Origin of the sequence: Campylobacter concisus (assembly GCF_003048615.2) — a bacterium.
Lineage (GTDB): Bacteria > Campylobacterota > Campylobacteria > Campylobacterales > Campylobacteraceae > Campylobacter_A > Campylobacter_A concisus_C.
Genome location: NZ_CP049263.1, coordinates 58,026 through 71,808, shown reverse-complemented (window position 1 = coordinate 71,808; position 13,783 = coordinate 58,026). Strand labels below are relative to the sequence as shown.

Sequence of the window (13,783 nt, the reverse complement as noted above, 5' to 3'; positions counted from 1 at the left end):
TTTCATCTGGGCGAGGATACTTTTTGTCCGACAAGTCAGACAAAAATACCTCGTTAGGGATAGTCCCTAAAACCCCATATTTATTATACAGCCTAAAAAATTACTGTATTTTTTCCATAAGAACCAAACACTAATAACTCAAACGCATCTTTATTTTCAAAAAAATACCCTCCTTACTGGTTTGTCCAGTAAAGAGGGCACATATCAAAACCCTTCTCTTTTTCTTTTATAGAACTTTTGCGTTATATACTTCTTCGGGCTTAGCGGCCAATAGTCTTGCTGCCATATCTTTTTTCATCTGAATCAAAGTAGTCTCTTCTTCTTCACTTCTATCTTCTTTTCTTGATAATTCAATAAATTCTTTTAGTACAAAACCTGGCTTTATGGTTATAACGACTGTTTTATCTCTATACTTGAATTTAAAATAATATCTTCCATGGGGACTTTCTAAGACTTCTTCAGCTTCTTTTAAATTAATATCAACGGAAATTCTACCACCTGTTACGCATCTTGTTACCATTTCAAAAGCATCTAGCCCTCCCGGTCCCGGAAATGCTGTAATAAGATATATCTCTCTTCTTTCTAATAATTTCCCATCATCTAAAAGTGGAAAGGCTCTACTCATGACTTGAAATGCATGAGCTACTCCCCCGGGATAACCTACACCATGATAGTTTAGTAAATCATCAAAGCTATATTCTAATTCATGTCCTTTTTCTAATACTTTTATTTTATCCATGTTTCTTCCTTTCTTGTTAAAACTACTTCCTCAATATTGTAGCAACTTCATCATCTGATAATTTGTAATCATATTTCTAATACTTTTATTTATCCATGTTTCTTCCTTTCTTGTTAAAACTACTTCCTCAATATTGTAGCAACTTCATCATCTGATAATTTGTAATCATATACATATTCAAAGAAATTCTTTAACTCTACTTCCATGTCCATATCTGAAAACAATTGTGGATACTGTATTTTTGCAGCCCATTTAACTGTAAGCGGAGTTTCAACCCCAGGAGGATCCCACCTATAAACACCTATAGGAATTTTGTATACTTGTTTGTTAGCTACAGCTTTAATTGTTGACCAGTCTCTACCTTCCTGCTTATTTTCAATAAAGTCTTCCGGCATTAAGTCTGAATGATTTCCTAAATAAATGATATCAGGGTTCCATACAATCATCTGCTCCATGTCCACTTCAGCCAATTTACCCTTAAGCTCGTGGGCCGGATTATAGGCTCCACTTGGTTTCATCCAATGGTCGTATGTTTTTACAGCTATTTTCATGTCACTATAAAACTCTATAACTTTTGGTTTATCTTCATCTTTTATTTCAGCTAACTTTGATGTTACTTCATTAATTCCTTTGTCCATATATTCAACTAATAAGTCGCCACGTTCTTTCTTTTGAAGTACTTCAGATATCATTTTTATATTTTCTTTTATACTGTCAAATTCTGCCCTCTTTAAAGCTACTACCTTAAGTCCTGCAGCTTCCATTTTTTCAATTTCTTTCTCAATATTCGAATAAATAAACACTACATCCGGTTTTAGCTTCAATAACTCTTCCACGTTAACAACTGAGTCTTTTGAACACCATTTAGTATTCGCATTAGCTAGTTGTGGATACATGTTTTTTAAAACACTTTCTTCAAAAGCTTTAATAGAAGATGGGTTGCATCCTACAATTTTATCTGTCTTTCCATCAATTGCATATATTATAGACGGAAGAGGCTTGTCCACCGTTGCAATTCTTTCCGGTGTTTTTTCAAATTTAATCGTTTTTCCTCTAACATCAGTAACCGAGTATTCGCTTTCTTTTACCTCTTTAACTTCTCGCACTTGACTAGCTTCTTTTTCCTTGTTTTCACTGATTTCATTTTTATTACTTTGAGAGCTGCCGTCACAAGCATTTAAAATTAATGCTAGTACTAAAAATAATAATAAACTAATCCTTCTTTTCATTTTTCCTCCTTTGAAAATTATACACTTAGTGGATAAACTCCAAACAAATCTGCAACTTCTTCTCTTAATATATGAGGTCTTTGTCTAAGAGCTTTGCCAACTTCTATCTTTCTTTCTAAATCAACTTGATTAATTCTTTCTTTTAATTTTCCTTCTTGTTCACTCCTTTCTTTAGCAGAGTAAGGTTCTTGATATAGGGTTTTAATAGCTTCATTAATTTCATCTTTTGAATTAAAGGTTCCCAGTACAGAATCTATAAAAGGAAAGGACAGAATATATGCATATGCCGCTTGAACCAAAGTTTGGTCTTCTTTTATACGAATAGCGTTAAATATATCTTCATAAAGCAACAAGTCTCCTGTTGCCAGCGGATTCATAGCTATTGTCCCTATATCTTTTTCATGAGTCTTCATTATTCCTTTTAATCTGTATTTGGAATTAATTATATTAAAGCCCTGTAAACTATAATCAAATTTATACTCCCCAATCATCTCAATTAGTTCTTTATTTTGTAAGTGTGAAGAAAAAGTAATATGCTTAATAAGTCCTTCTTCTCTTGCTTTTTCCATCTCTCTTATAGCTCCATAGTTTTTAGCTCCTCTCCATTCTTCAAAAGATTTTACACCCCAAAGACAAGTAAAGGAGTCAATACAACTTATTCCTAAATTCTTCAAAGAATTTTCAAGATTTTTTCGAAATGTTTTAGAATCTCCGGCATGTGTCTTTGACATAATATAAAATGGTTTTTTATGCTTCTTCATTTCTTTTATGGCTGCACCTAATATAAGTTCTGAACAATTGTTTCCATAAGTATCGCCGGTTTCAAAGAAATTTATTCCTTGTTTATATGCATAGAAGAAATTTTCTGCATGTTTATCTATATCTTGGGGATTCTTTAAGTGATGACTTCCCATAGATATTCTTGAAATTTGTATGCCTGTAGATCCTAATTTTCTATATTCCATTCATTAACCTCCTTCTAACAGTTCTATATGGCTTTATAAGGTGCAACTGTTTTGTATTCAACTTCTTCTGCTTGAAAAATTAAAATTTTAGCTTTGATCTGAAAATACTTTTGTAAGTTATCTTCAGTAATGGCTTTCGAACTTTCATCAAAGGTTGTTTTGTAGTCACTACCGATAAACAAAGTTTTGTCAGATATCTGCAATGCATGACTAGGAAAATGAGTGTTTATTATGCAAGCAGATTTTTTATTTACATTTATATGTTTAATTGCCTCTATGATTCTAATTTGATTCTTCATATCCAGGTTTGACTCCGGTTCATCTAAAATAAGAAGTTTTGGATTAGAAACAAGAGCTCTCGCAATCATAACCATTTGAAGCTCTCCTCCGGATAGCTCATCACAGTATCTATTTGATAGCTTTTCAACTCCTAATTCTTTTAAAGTTTCATAAGCTTTATCATAATCTTCCTTCGTAGGGATATGGAAAAAACTGTTTTCCTTGTCTAAACCCATCACAACCATTTCTAAAACCCCATAACTAAACACACTTTTCTTAACTTGAGGAACATAACTTAAGTTTTCCCATAATTCTTTTTCTGCATATTCATTTATATCTTTGCCGAACAATAAGGCTTTTCCCGTGTCCCATTTTAAAAATCCCATAAGACACCTTAAGAAAGTAGTTTTACCCACCCCATTGGGTCCAAGAATGGACATTACTTCTTCTTCTTTTAAATCAAATGAAATATCTTTTAAAATTTTTCTCTTGTCATATGAAAAAGTACCTTTTTTAACTTGGAGTATCATCTTCTTTCTCCCGAATTCTTTCTAAGTATAGTTATGAATAATGGCGCACCTATAAATGCTGTTAATATTGAAATGGGAATTTCATTGCTTGTAGCTGCTCTTGAAAGGGTATCTATCATTAATAAATAAATTGCTCCCATAACACAACAAGTTGGAATAAGATACCTATTATCATTTCCGATAACCATTCTCGCCAAATGGGGAATTATTAAACCTATCCATCCTATAATTCCACATACAGAAACTGTAGTTGCAGTTATCAATGTTGAGAGTAAGATAACCACAATACGTAATTTTTTTACATTAATTCCTAAAGACCTAGCCTCATCAGAATCTAGAGATAAAAGATTCAATTTCCACCTTAATAGAAAGAAGCCGAAAATACAAGGTATTATTATTATTGAACAAATAACAAGATCTCTATAGGATACACTTGCTAAACTTCCCAGCAACCACATAGTGATAGTTGGAAGCTTATCTTCCGGATCTGCTATATATTTAATAAATGATATTGAAGCATCAAATAGTGACTTTACAATTACTCCGGATAAAACTAACACATACAAATCTGTTCGTTTTTTTACTCTGGATAGGTTTAAAACTATATAAACTGCTAAAAGCCCCAGAAGCAAAGAAACATGCTGAGTCACTATCATGTCTAGGGATAATAATATAGATAAAGCCGCCCCAAAACCTGCTCCTGAAGACACCCCTAGTAAGTCCGGGCTAACTAAAGGGTTTGAAAAAACAGTTTGATATGCTGCTCCTGCCAGTGATAGCCCTGCACCTACTAAAACTCCCATAAGTATTCTAGGTAGTCTTATGTCAATTACTACACTAGTTTCATGTACATCTAAGCCGCTAACATCTCCGGTTATTGTTTTGTATATAATCATAAATGCTTTATAGGGGCTAACCTGATATCTTCCTAAACAAATACAAGTTAGTATTAAAAGCAATAGCAATACAAAGAGAACCAATATGCATAATTTTTTATTCTTAAAGAAACCTTTCCCCATTTATCCACTCTTTCTAATTAATAGTAAAAATCTTTTATATAGTCTCCTATCCTCAATATAAAGAAGTTAACAAAATTTTTTTAGATATTTGCTCTAAATTAGGACTTAAGGATAAGTCATAAGAGATTATTTCATTTGTATACATATCAAGTATTGGTGAAATGTTGCATTTACTCCATGAAAAGTTAAATTGAGATACATCAGTACTCCATTTTTGTAACGGCTTATCAGCTTTAAAATTTCTGTCTATTATATTATCAGCAATCTTGCCTACTTTACCTTTGTATGAATGATATTTTTTCTTTACACTATTAAGAATCCTATTATGAGTTACTTCATAATCTCCGTTTGCCATGATTTACCCTCATTTCTTTAAATGTAACTTGATTGTATTATAGCACTTGTTATATTTGAAAGTCAAGATATTGATACGCATATTCATCTTTAAAATGATCATCATCATACTCTTCATATACATAATCATAATTTAACCTAAAATGCACATTACCAATGTACGCATCTACCATTGTTGTGTTAGCAGTCGGTTTTTTAGTGTAGGCTTCGATAGTTAGGCTTGCTGGCAAAAAAGATTCTTGGTAAGTAAATTCACTTTTGGCAATAACACATTTTTAATTTAGGTATGAACTACAAAATTCTAAAAACTTAGCTCCTAATTCATCTGCTAGCTCTCTTTGTGTGCTAGCCAAATCTACAAACTGATGTGCCCCGTTAGATAGATCACATCGCCGATTTTGATATTTGAAAGATCCTCGGCGCTTATAGGCGTGGTTAAAATTTTCTTACTCATAGCGCAAACTCCTTGTGCGATTTTACGTCAAAATTTAGATCAGCGTCCCAGACGATATGCCCTTTGCGGTGCGACCAGCAGCCCACGTTTACAGCAACGGCTATGACGCTTGGATGGCGGGCGCAGTTTTCGATATGTATGCCCATCACGGAGCTTGCACCACTCATGCCTTGTGGGCCCAGACCTATTTTATTTATGCCATCTTCTAGCAACTTTTCAATTAATGCGGCACGTTCGTTTGAATTTTTAGAGCCAAGCGGTCTCATCAGCGCCTTTTTAGATAGCAAGGATGCCACGTCGATCGAAGTCCCCACGCCAACGCCCACTAATAGCGGCGGACAGGCGTTTATGCCGTAGCTGGTCATTATGTCCATGACGAATTTCACGACTCCCTCGTAGCCCATGCCGGGCATCAGTACGGTTGCCTTACCTAGCAGACTACAGCCACCGCCCGCCATATAGGTGTGTATCTCGCACTCGCTGCTATTTGGCACGATCTCCCAAAATACGCTCGGCGTGCCCTTGCCGACGTTTTTGCCGGTGTTGTACTCGTAAAACGTCTCGACACTGTTATGGCGAAGTGGGGGCTTCACGAGTCGCTTGCAGCACCGCCTCTCGTAGCAGCTCCTCAAGCTCGCCAATTAGCGGAAAATTTGCGCCGTAACGGACGAAAAACTGGATCACGCCCGTATCCTGACAGGACGGGCGGTCTAGCTGCTTTGCAAGGCGCTGGTTTTCAAACATCGTTTTATAGATCTCTTTTGCCAGTGGTTGCGTTTCACGCTCAGCGAGCTCGTGCAGCTTCGCCGTCATGTCGTCTGGCAGCACCTTGCCCGTGTAGCCGACGAATTTCGCCATGACCTCAGTCATCTTTTGCACGGCTTTTTCTTTATCCATCGCCTCTCCTTTGCTAAATTTTACTTTCAAATTTTTCATAAGCGCTCGCCAGGACGCAGCCCACAGCGTAGCAGAGCAGGTCGGTAAAATCAAACGTTCCGCCGATTATTACTTTTAAAATTTTATTTTCTACGCCTAGAATTTGCACGACGCCAAAATACTGCACAAGTTCCAAAGCTGCCGCAAAGGCAAAAATTTTAAGCGCTAAATTTGATGGCGGCGCGCTAAATATAGCTCTCACAAACGCGTAAAGCAAGATAACCGCCAAAACATCGCCCAGATAATGGCGCACGAAGCCGCCCTTTACGCAAACTGCGATGTAAATTTCGACCGCCAAGATCACGCCAGCCGCGACTAAAAAGGCTAGTCTTGTTCGTACGCTTTGTCTTTGCGTTTTTATTTGATCGCCTAAATTTATCTCTTGCAACGTTTTTTCCTTAAATTTAGCTCATTTATCCGCCGCTACGCAAGCATAAATTTATAGATGATTTATCAGGCTAGCGTTATACGCAGCACCGTATCCGTTGTCGATATTTACGACGCTGACGCCGTTTGCACAGCTATTTAGCATGGCTAGCAGTGCCGCAACTCCGCCAAAATTTGCCCCATATCCCACGCTGGTAGGCACTGCGATCACTAGAGAGCTTACAAGGCCTGCTAACACGCTAGCTAGCGCGCCCTCCATACCAGCAACGGCGATGACGACCTTTGCACCACGTATCTCATCGAGCTTTGCGACCAGCCTATGTAGTCCTGCCACACCAACATCGGTAAATTTTCTCACATCGTTGCCTAAGAATTTTGCCGTCTCATAGGCCTCCTCCACGACTGCACCATCGGCAGTTCCGGCAGAGACTATCGAGATGTAGCTTTTTGTGGGTGCTAGTTCTTTAAATTTGACGCTAATCACCCTGCCACGAGCATTAAAATCTGCCTGCGGAAAGATCTCACGTATGCGTTCAAAAACATTCTCATTTGTTCTTGTGATTAGAATATTTTCATTTTTTTCGCCGATCGCACTAGCAATTTGCAAAATTTCATCATCTGTTTTATTTGCCCCATATATCACCTCACCAGTACCATTTCGTAAAGCACGCTGAGTGTCGATCTTAGCACATCCGATGTCATTAAATGGATAGTTTTTTAGATACTTTAGCGCATCTTGCTCGCTCATCTTGCCATTTTTTATACTGGCGATAAATTCTAAAATTTCAGCCTCGCTCATGCCAAAACATCCTCTCTAAGCCCCTTTAGATCAAGCGTCACCTCTGCCGCGCCAAGTGCAACTAGCTCCTTAACGATAGACTTAAATTTCACGTCGTCTAAAAAGCTTTGCATGCTAGAAAACGGCATTTGCAGTTTCATTTTTTTATCATCAAGCCTTGCTCGCACATTTGCGTAGCCGCTTTTTATCAGTAAATTTTCAGCCGCCTCTACTAAATTTAGATCGCTCACACTTATCTCTTTTTCATGCGGCAAACGAGTTAGCAAGCATGCGTAGCTTGGCTTGTCTGCTGTTGCTAAATTTAGCTCACGTGAGAGCTCGCGTATCTCAAATTTGCGTAAATTTATTAGAGGCGAAAGCACACCAAGCTCCTCTTTTGCCTTTAAACCTGGGCGATATTCGCCAAGATCGTCTTTGTTTGTGCCGTCAGCCAAATTTGTAAATCCAAGCTCTTTTACACGAGCAAGAAGCCTTGAAAAAACTGCTTTTTTGCAAAGATAACAGCGATTTTGCGGATTGAGCTTTATCTCATCAGCGATGCCTACCTCAAATACCTCGTGCCTGATGCCATAAAATTTAGCAAATTCTACCGCCTCATCTATCTCGCGCAAAGACATATAGGGCGATTTTACCGTGAGTGCTAGCACATTTTCGCCAAGCACGTCCGCAGCAACCTTTAGCAGTAGTGAGCTATCCACGCCGCCGCTAAATGCAACGGCTAAATTTCCTAGCTTTTTTATATCATTTTTTAGAATTTCTAGTTTCGTCATATTTTTTTAAAGTCTCGTTTCTAACCTCGCGGATCGTCGTTTGAAATCTCTGCGCGGCTTTTTTGCAGTCCTCGAATTCGGGCTTGATTTTTAAAATTTCGGGGTAATTTCGGGCTAAATTTTCGTCCGTTAAATTTTGTTCGGCGTTAAAACCGCAAACTCGGCCGCGCGAAATTTTAAGCCTTATTTTGCCGTATTTAGTCTCTACCTCGCAAAACTCGCGCGCAAGCTCCGTTTTCCTCACGGCGCACTCTCTAACTCCGATCGCCGTCGTATGCGCGAAAATTAGCCCCTTTATCCGCGCGGCGTCCTGCTTGCGGCACAGCGCGTTTAGCTCAAAGCCCGCGCGCCCCTTTTTCATAAAAATAGACCTGCTAAATACGTCCAGCGCGCCGCTATCTCGCAAAATATCGCACGCAAAGGCAAAGCTCTCGGCGTCCATGTCGTCGATATTAGTGGAGATTAAAATCCGCTCGCAAAGCTCGCCATAGCCGATCTGCACGCTCAAATTTGGCTCATCTCTCAAGCCTAAATCCTCGCTCGTTTCGCAAAGTATCACGCGAAGCGCGTTGGCAAAATCTGCGACGTCTTTATCGCCAGCGCCGTAGCCCGTGCTTAAAATTTTAAAATTTCGCGGCGACTCACGGCGGTCTTGTTCCCTTAAATTTAGTGCGCAGGCCTTTAAAATAGCCGCTCCTGTGGGCGTAGTCATCTCGAAATTCGCTCGCCCTAGGCTTACTTGAGCGCCTTTTAAAATTTCGCAAACCGCAGGCGCCGGTACGGTCAGCCTGCCGTGAGCGCAGTGCGCAAAACCGCCGCCAAGCTCGATAGGCGAAGCAAAAATTTGCGGCGCACCCAAGGCCTCCAAGCAAATAGCCGCACCCACTACGTCCGCGATGCTGTCCGCGGCGCCCACTTCGTGGAAATGTACTTGCTCTGCGCTAGTGCCGTGGATTTTGGCCTCGGCCTGCGCGATAACGCTAAAAATTTCGCTTGCCGTTTTTTTTACGAAAGCGCTTAGGCTAGAACCCTCGATAAGCTCTAAAATTTGCGTGAAATTTCGCGGACGCGGATGGTTTTGGGCGGGCTTATCCGCTCTAAATTCGGCGCCGTGAATTTTGCCGTTTAAATTTTGACGCGGGCTAAATTTAGCGCCTAAGAGGCCAAGCGGAATTTGGCTCGGATTTGCCGCGCAAACGACGTCTATTTTGGTTGCAGAGATACCGCATTTTAGCACTTTGCGCTTGCGTAGGTAAAATTCGCTAGCTAAATTTAGCTTAGCAAGCTCGGCGCAAAGATAGCTAAAATCCGCGCCCAGATCCACCAGCGCGCCTAAATTCATATCGCCGCTAATACCGCAGCTAGCGTCATAGTATAAAATTTTAGCCAAACTCACACCTTAGGTACGGTCATAGAGCCAAACGGCAAGATGATTATTTTTGCGTCCTTGCCTTTTTGTGCCAGTGCCTCATCTACGGCCTTTTGTAGGTCGTGATACGGCTTTAGATGCACAGCTTTCATCTCATCGTCGCTTAGATCAGTCACAGCCCAAGTCTGCGCCCAAAGCGAAATTTCAGCCATTTTTGCAGCCTTGTGATAACCAAGCTTAAAGCCAGAATTTATCTTTTCTAGCACTTTCTTTGGCGTATCGGCCGATGCCATAAGCTCAAAGAAAGGTTTTGGACCGATGCCTGTGCGGCATTTTGCGACCATTATTAAAATTCCATCCTTTGCAAGCGCTAGTTTGCCGTTATCTAGGGCTTTTTGCGCCTGATAAAGATCGACATCCATAGGATATGGTGCCACAGAGATCACGATGTCAGCCTTTTGTGGGATATTTACGCAAAATACCTCATCGGCCTTTTTTACGCAGTCATAAAAGCTATCGTTCAGATCGCCAGCACTCGCATAATAGACGCCGTGCTCGCTATCAAGCACGGTTTGTATAGAAAATACGTCGATATTTGAAAGAACTTTCATCGCATCGATCATATCTTCATGCACAGGGTTGCCCTCAAGGCGCAGCGCCTGAGCGTCAGGACTAAGTGCTAGTTTGTGGTTTTGCGTGATGCTTTCGTATGAGGCAGTGCCTGGCAAAAAGGCCTTTCTACCGCCGGTGTAGCCTGCGAAATAGTGGGGTTCGACTGAACCTATGACGATCACTTTTTTAGCTTCAGCCACGATCTTGTTTAAATACATCTGCGTACCGTTTTTGCTCTCGCCTAAAAAGACCATCTCATCGTGCTTTGAGTCGTGGTCGTGAACCTCGTTTTTAGCTCTGATCTCTGGGTAAATTTCTTTAGAAAATATCATGTTATATTCATCTAGCGTGCCCTCTCTGTGACAGCCAGTGGCGATGATGAAAATTTTATTTTTATCGCGAAGCTTTGGGTAAATTTGCTTTAAAATTTTAGCAGTTGGCGTAGGTCTTGTGCCGTCATTTACGATGATAACGATCTTTTCATCGCCAGCGATAAACTCATCAAAGCTCTTTTGGTTTATTGGATTTGCTAAAGCCTTTGCGATAAGCGCTGCTTCGTCGAATTTAGCCACGGGGTTGGGGTTAAAAACTCCCAGTAAATTTTTTTCCGGAACGCTTAGGTCGATGATATCATCTTTGCCGTAGCGAATAGGAATTTGCACGTTTGCTCCTTAAGTATAATTATTAATTTTTTATCTTAGGATTATATATAAATTTTTCTTTTAAATGTATGTAAAAAGGGTATTCAATTTTTAAATTTATAGAGCGGATAAAATTTATTATGGTTCTTTGTCAATAGTGGGGGTGTAAAAACACCTCTATCTATTGCAAAGACGTAAATATATCAATTTTCTAAATCTTTCATAGTTTCTTAGTCCATAAGATACTCTTTTTATTACTTTTATTTTGTTGTTATTTCCTTCTATAAACCCATTGTTTATTTTATATTCTACTATATTTATTATCTCTTTTTTCCAACTTGTTATTGTATCTGCTAGTTTTATACTTTGCTTTATATTAAATACTCTCAATTTTTCAATTAATTGCTCTATTCTCCTTCTCATTGTCTTTACTGTCTTGCTCTCAAACATCTTGTAAAATTCTTTTATTATTCTATACATCTTTTTCAATGTCTTATCTACTTTTAATATCTCTTTTAATATTTCTTTTTGTCTTTGACTAAACTGACTTATTGGGCTTTTACTTAGTATTTTCCAATATTTTTTTAACTTCTTATACTTTTCATTGTCTTTGTTAAATAATTCTACTCTTAAATCTCTTAATGCCCATATCCCTTGTCTTATTACATGATATTTATCTGCTACTATTTGGGCCTGAACTATATTACTATTTATTATGCTTCTAAATGGCTTAAACATATCCATTACAACTACTTGTGGTTGTATTTCAAATTCGTTTATTATATTTTTTATTGTTTGTGAATGTCTATTTCTTAATATATCTACTAGTTTACGGTTTTTATCATACATCGCTAGCTGATATTTCTCTTTTTCTATATTTCCTTTAAATTCGTCTATATATATGACTGATGTATCTGGAGAGGTTTGTCTTTTTAGGGCGATTGCATTTTATGAGGGAGATATTAAGCATATTTATTTTGTCGCGGAGACTAAAGGGTCTATGAACTCTATGCAGCTTCGCCAAGTCGAAGAGTCCAAAATCCACTGCGCAAAGGAGCATTTTAAGGCTATAAGCAACGATAGCGTGGTCTATGACGTAGTGGATAGCTATAAATCACTACTGGATAAAGTTATGAGGTAAAAATTTATTGGGAAGTTAGGTCGCAGTATAAAAGAGCCTGTGCAATATTCCAAAAATGGTTATTGTGCTGCTCCTTTTGAGGTAAAATTTGACTGCCATTTGTCAATATGAAAATCTGAGGTGATATTGCTTAAAACTCTACCAATAAAATACTCAGTGTGATGGAAAATCACAGTGACTGACTTAATCTTGCCAGTTTTAGTTCGAATTAAATTTAAATATACAATTATCTTAACCAAACCATCCTTGTAAATTTATATAAATCATAGTATTATACTCCTAAATATTTAAGGATAAAATACTATGTACATCAAACGAGCCATAAGCGACGAAATAAAAGAGTATATGAAAAGCTTTCCTGTGCTTTTGATAAGCGGAGCTAGACAAGTTGGCAAATCAACCCTTGCTTTAAATTTAGATATACCAAATTACGTAACGCTTGACGATATTAATATATATGAATCCGCAAGAAACGATCCAAAAGGCTTTATAGAGCATTGCGAGAAGCCTATCGTGATAGATGAGATACAAAGAGTGCCCATACTGCTTTTAGCAATAAAAGAATTTGTAGATAAAGATAGAACAAACGGGCAGTTTATACTAACTGGCTCTGCAAATTTAAAAGGCTTTAAAGATATCTCGGACTCTTTGGCTGGTAGGATAGGCATAGTGGAACTCTATCCGCTTTCTCAAAAAGAGTTAAGCCATAGTGATGAAAATTTGATAGATATTTTAAGTGGCGATATAAGCCATCTAGCGCTAAAGAAGTATGACAACGACGGCTTATCTGAAAAGATCATAAACGGCGGCTACCCGGAGATCACAAAGATAGACTCAGAGAAATCAAAATATCTCTGGTTTAGCTCATATATAAGAACATATATAGAATCAGATGCCAAAGAGATAGGCAACATCAGAAATATGGATAAATTTATCACTATGTACCGCCTATGTATGCTAAGAAGCGGCAATATCTTTAACAAAAACGAGCTATGTCTAGAGTCTGGGCTTGATAATAAGACATTTGATAGCTATTTTAGCGTGCTGGAGCATACATACCAGATCCAAAAGCTTCAGCCGTATTTTAATAACGCCCTAAAAAGACTTATAAAAACTCCTAAAATTTTTGCTACCGACACAGGGGTGCTGGCACATTTACTTCAAATTTCATCAGCGCAAGAGCTTGCGAATTCTCCTTATAAAGGCGCCATATATGAGACATTTGTATTTGATGAGCTACTAAAAGCAAATACCAGTAGCAAAAAAAGAGCAAATATATACTACTATAGAACGAGTGATCAAAAAGAGATAGACTTTATCCTTGAGATATCAGGCAAACTCATAGCCATAGAGGTCAAGTCCTCAAAAACTATCAGTAAAGATGACTTTAAGCATATCTACCATCTAAAAGAAAATTTACAAAGCAAATTTGATAAAGGCATAGTTTTTTATGCTGGAGATACGGCTATGAAGCTAGATGATGATATGTTTGCATTGCCGTTTGGTTTTATGGGATGAGAGAAGGACAAGAAGATACAATGCTAATAATTTGTCTTCTA

At 38.3% G+C, this 13,783-nt stretch carries 14 protein-coding genes and 1 pseudogene; 2 read left to right on the top strand and 13 right to left on the bottom strand.

The genetic code is table 11. The features are described from left to right. Positions 1 to 226: 226 nt before the first annotated feature. The 13 genes and pseudogenes from CVS89_RS00355 to CVS89_RS00290 form a co-directional block, all read right to left on the bottom strand. Complete coding sequence (locus CVS89_RS00355; protein ID WP_034965947.1) at positions 227 to 739, bottom strand: hypothetical protein; 513 nt, start codon at positions 737 to 739, stop codon at positions 227 to 229. Positions 740 to 858: 119 nt separating this feature from the next. Beyond that, positions 859 to 1,968: an ABC transporter substrate-binding protein gene (locus CVS89_RS00350; RefSeq protein ID WP_103578053.1), complete on the bottom strand. Its 1,110-nt coding sequence runs from the start codon at positions 1,966 to 1,968 to the stop codon at positions 859 to 861. Positions 1,969 to 1,985: 17 nt separating this feature from the next. Beyond that, complete coding sequence (locus CVS89_RS00345) at positions 1,986 to 2,933, bottom strand: aldo/keto reductase (RefSeq protein ID WP_021086681.1); 948 nt, start codon at positions 2,931 to 2,933, stop codon at positions 1,986 to 1,988. Between the two features lie 23 nt (positions 2,934 to 2,956). Continuing rightward, the gene (locus CVS89_RS00340) at positions 2,957 to 3,742 is read right to left on the bottom strand and encodes an ABC transporter ATP-binding protein (RefSeq protein WP_009295486.1); all 786 of its coding nucleotides are present in this window, start codon (positions 3,740 to 3,742) and stop codon (positions 2,957 to 2,959) included. Then, positions 3,739 to 4,761 carry a FecCD family ABC transporter permease gene (locus tag CVS89_RS00335; protein WP_107848452.1) on the bottom strand — a complete coding sequence of 341 codons (1,023 nt, stop codon included), beginning with the start codon at positions 4,759 to 4,761 and terminating at the stop codon, positions 3,739 to 3,741. The genes CVS89_RS00340 and CVS89_RS00335 overlap by 4 nt, the downstream gene beginning before the upstream one ends. 52 nt (positions 4,762 to 4,813) lie before the next feature. Then, positions 4,814 to 5,116, bottom strand: coding sequence for a hypothetical protein (locus CVS89_RS09875; protein WP_198425265.1), 303 nt, complete (start codon positions 5,114 to 5,116; stop codon positions 4,814 to 4,816). Positions 5,117 to 5,565: 449 nt separating this feature from the next. Then, a pseudogene (gene ttdA, locus CVS89_RS00320) lies at positions 5,566 to 6,466 on the bottom strand (L(+)-tartrate dehydratase subunit alpha). A gap of 13 nt (positions 6,467 to 6,479) precedes the next feature. Then, a complete protein-coding gene (locus CVS89_RS00315) occupies positions 6,480 to 6,893 on the bottom strand; it encodes a DUF2809 domain-containing protein (RefSeq protein ID WP_103606159.1) in 414 nt (137 codons plus the stop codon). Positions 6,894 to 6,944: 51 nt separating this feature from the next. Then, entirely contained in the window at positions 6,945 to 7,691 is a 747-nt protein-coding gene (gene larB / locus CVS89_RS00310; protein ID WP_103601088.1) for a nickel pincer cofactor biosynthesis protein LarB, read from the bottom strand. Continuing rightward, complete coding sequence (larE, locus tag CVS89_RS00305; protein WP_107892586.1) at positions 7,688 to 8,461, bottom strand: ATP-dependent sacrificial sulfur transferase LarE; 774 nt, start codon at positions 8,459 to 8,461, stop codon at positions 7,688 to 7,690. Before larE ends, larB begins: the two co-directional genes overlap by 4 nt. Further along, positions 8,433 to 9,851: a nickel pincer cofactor biosynthesis protein LarC gene (gene larC, locus CVS89_RS00300; RefSeq protein ID WP_103574092.1), complete on the bottom strand. Its 1,419-nt coding sequence runs from the start codon at positions 9,849 to 9,851 to the stop codon at positions 8,433 to 8,435. Before larC ends, larE begins: the two co-directional genes overlap by 29 nt. 2 nt (positions 9,852 to 9,853) lie before the next feature. Further along, positions 9,854 to 11,104, bottom strand: coding sequence for a nickel-dependent lactate racemase (gene larA / locus CVS89_RS00295; protein ID WP_196376814.1), 1,251 nt, complete (start codon positions 11,102 to 11,104; stop codon positions 9,854 to 9,856). 156 nt (positions 11,105 to 11,260) lie between these two features. Next, positions 11,261 to 11,980 (bottom strand): transposase, encoded by a 720-nt coding sequence (locus tag CVS89_RS00290; RefSeq protein ID WP_258030415.1) that lies wholly within the window; start codon positions 11,978 to 11,980, stop codon positions 11,261 to 11,263. 4 nt (positions 11,981 to 11,984) lie between these two features. Between CVS89_RS00290 and CVS89_RS10095 the strand changes: the two genes are divergently transcribed. Together CVS89_RS10095 and CVS89_RS00280 are read left to right on the top strand one after the other, a co-directional pair. Further along, the gene (locus CVS89_RS10095) at positions 11,985 to 12,224 is read left to right on the top strand and encodes a hypothetical protein (protein WP_087580539.1); all 240 of its coding nucleotides are present in this window, start codon (positions 11,985 to 11,987) and stop codon (positions 12,222 to 12,224) included. A gap of 303 nt (positions 12,225 to 12,527) precedes the next feature. Next, positions 12,528 to 13,742: an ATP-binding protein gene (locus CVS89_RS00280; protein ID WP_103578014.1), complete on the top strand. Its 1,215-nt coding sequence runs from the start codon at positions 12,528 to 12,530 to the stop codon at positions 13,740 to 13,742. The last annotated feature ends 41 nt before the right edge of the window (positions 13,743 to 13,783 follow it).

What these genes read in the sequence shown, in the direction of transcription:
- CVS89_RS00345 (WP_021086681.1), bottom strand. Translation starts at nt 2,933, where the DNA reads ATGGAATATAGAAAATTAGGATCTACAGGCATACAAATTTCAAGAATA.
- CVS89_RS00280 (WP_103578014.1), top strand. Translation starts at nt 12,528, where the DNA reads ATGTACATCAAACGAGCCATAAGCGACGAAATAAAAGAGTATATGAAA.
- CVS89_RS00355 (WP_034965947.1), bottom strand. Translation starts at nt 739, where the DNA reads ATGGATAAAATAAAAGTATTAGAAAAAGGACATGAATTAGAATATAGC.
- larE (WP_107892586.1), bottom strand. Translation starts at nt 8,461, where the DNA reads ATGACGAAACTAGAAATTCTAAAAAATGATATAAAAAAGCTAGGAAAT.
- CVS89_RS10095 (WP_087580539.1), top strand. Translation starts at nt 11,985, where the DNA reads ATGACTGATGTATCTGGAGAGGTTTGTCTTTTTAGGGCGATTGCATTT.
- CVS89_RS09875 (WP_198425265.1), bottom strand. Translation starts at nt 5,116, where the DNA reads ATGGCAAACGGAGATTATGAAGTAACTCATAATAGGATTCTTAATAGT.
- CVS89_RS00350 (WP_103578053.1), bottom strand. Translation starts at nt 1,968, where the DNA reads ATGAAAAGAAGGATTAGTTTATTATTATTTTTAGTACTAGCATTAATT.
- larB (WP_103601088.1), bottom strand. Translation starts at nt 7,691, where the DNA reads ATGAGCGAGGCTGAAATTTTAGAATTTATCGCCAGTATAAAAAATGGC.
- CVS89_RS00335 (WP_107848452.1), bottom strand. Translation starts at nt 4,761, where the DNA reads ATGGGGAAAGGTTTCTTTAAGAATAAAAAATTATGCATATTGGTTCTC.
- CVS89_RS00340 (WP_009295486.1), bottom strand. Translation starts at nt 3,742, where the DNA reads ATGATACTCCAAGTTAAAAAAGGTACTTTTTCATATGACAAGAGAAAA.